Below are 2262 nucleotides of genomic sequence, written 5' to 3'. Positions count from 1 at the left end.
ACGCGGGGTCCGGTCGGGCAGCAGCGGCTCCAACCGTGCCCACGCCGCGTCCGAGATCACCGTCCGGTCAGCTGCCACGACTCGCATCCTGGCCCATCCCACGACCAAGATCCATCAGACACGCCCTTGCCGCCCGGAGCGCGGGATTGTGCACTTCGACGACCGATTGCTGGACAGTGACGATCGGGAGATCATGAGCTGTCGGCGGACGGCTCTCTGCGATGTCACCGACCTCGTTGTCGACATCGGATCTTGCAGCGGAGCCCCGGTCTTTCAGGCCGGTGGGTGACGTGGTGGCCGATGGTACGGCGATCGTCGGGGAATCCCCGTTCGTGCCCGACCTGCTCGCTGGCTCGACGGCGCTAGTCACTGGAGGAGGCAGCGGCCTGGGCCGTGGGATCGCCGACGGGCTCGCCGCCTGCGGCGCCAGCGTCGTCGTGGCCGGTCGCCGACGGGGGCCGTTGGAGGACGCAGCTGCTGCGATCTGCCGCCGGGGCGGCGCAGCGCACGCCGTCGTCTGCGACGTCCGCGACCACAAAGCGGTGCGCCCCGCGGTCGAGGAGGCCGAGTCGGCCTTCGGCGGCGTGGACATCCTGGTGAACAACGCGGGCGCGACCTTCCGCGTCGCTGCCAAGGACCTGACTCCCAACGGATTCCGTGCCGTTGTCGAGACCGACGCCTTCGGGACGTTCTACATGTGCCAAGAGGTCGGGCGGAGGCTGATCGAACGCGGTACGGGCGGCGCGATCCTCAATATCACCAGCACCTCGCCCGTCACCGGGAACCCGGGGCGCGTCCACGGAGGGGTCGGCAAGGCGGGAGTGGATTCGCTGACCAAGACCCTCGCGGTGGAGTGGGGCCCACAAGGGATCCGCGTGAACGCCCTGGCCCCGGGGCACACGCCGACCGACGGGGTCACCGCGGCGACGGGCACACGGCACGAGGAGCTCGAGCGGATGGCCCACGCGGTCCCGCTTGGGCGGGTGGGCCGAGTCTCCGACATCGCGTGGGGCGCTGTCTTTCTAGTCAGCCGCGCGGCGTCCTACATCAACGGCACGACTCTGACCGTCGACGGCGGCCGGCTGCCGGCGGCCGGCCGCTCGTAACCACAGAACAGCGAGGAGACACCGGATGATCGAGCGCGACAGCATCTTCATTGACGGGAAATGGGTTCCCTCAAGAGGGAGCGAGACCATCGACGTTGTCAACCCGGTCACCGAGGAGGTAATCGCCCGCGTCCCGGCTGGGACGGCCGATGACGTCGACAGTGCCGCGAGTGCCGCGAGAGCCGCTTTCCCGTCGTGGTCGCAGTCGCCGCTCGAACAGCGGAAGGCGGTTCTCCGACGGATGGCGTCCGGCGTCGAGAGTCGTCTCGACGAGATCACCGACACTATCGTCGCGGAGATCGGGTTACCGCGCCACATCGCCGTCCGCTCCCACGCGGGGGTGTGTGTAGACGACCTAAACACGTTCGCCGACGTACTGGACGACATCCGGTGGGCGGAGCCGGTCGGAAAATCCACGATCGTCGTGCGGGCCGCCGCCGGGGTGGTCGGGGCGATCAGCCCGTGGAACTCGCCGATGCACCTGATCTGCATGAAGGTCGGCGCGGCGATCGCGGCGGGCTTCACCGTCGTGCTGAAGGGCACCGAGGTCGCGCCGCTGACCTCGTTCATCCTCGCTGAGATCGCGGCCGAGGCCGGGCTACCTGACGGTGTGCTCAACCTCGTGTCGGGTACCGGTCCGGTCGTCGGTGAGGCGATCGTCGAACATCCGGACGTCGAAATGATCTCGTTGACCGGATCGGTTCGCGCCGGACGCCGGGTGATGGAGCTGGCATCGCGCAACATCAAGAAGGTGGCGCTGGAGCTCGGCGGGAAGTCGGCGAACATCGTGCTCGCCGACGGCGACCTCCCCACCGCGGTAACGAACGGTGTGGAGGACGCCTATCGCAACGCCGGACAGGTGTGCGGCGGCCTGAGCCGGATGCTCGTTTCCCGGGAGCGGTTGGCAGAAGCCGAGCGGCTCGCCGCGGCCAAGGCCGAGTCGTTTGTCTGCGGGGATCCGTACAACCCAACGACGACGCTCGGGCCAGTGGCCAACGCATCGCAGCACCACCGGGTGCGCCAGTACATCCGGCTCTTCGTCATTGAGCGTGGAGGGCTGACCGGGACACGATCTTCACCCTCGGCCTGATCATGGGCCTGGGGCCTCACTCTTCGTGGTGCTTGGACACTTCGGAGGGAGGCCCCAGGTGGGCAG

The 2262-nt window shown here is 68.5% G+C and carries 3 protein-coding genes; all 3 read left to right on the top strand.

The window, feature by feature from the left end; genetic code table 11:
* Nucleotides 1–289, top strand: a 289-nt coding sequence (locus AC2A1K_RS35545; protein WP_483901062.1) for a hypothetical protein, incomplete at its 5' end; no start/stop codon positions are given.
* A 4-nt stretch (nt 290–293) separates the two neighbouring features.
* Entirely contained in the window at nt 294–1106 is an 813-nt protein-coding gene (locus tag AC2A1K_RS35540) for an SDR family oxidoreductase (RefSeq protein WP_483901061.1), read from the top strand.
* 25 nt (nt 1107–1131) lie between these two features.
* Nucleotides 1132–2196, top strand: coding sequence for an aldehyde dehydrogenase family protein (locus AC2A1K_RS35535; protein ID WP_483901060.1), 1065 nt, complete (start codon nt 1132–1134; stop codon nt 2194–2196).
* The last annotated feature ends 66 nt before the right edge of the window (nt 2197–2262 follow it).

Source organism: Actinomycetospora sp. 2LY8.5 (assembly GCF_057180585.1).
Note: the sequence above shows the minus strand (reverse complement) of the source record. Positions and strands in the feature narration are given on the sequence as shown.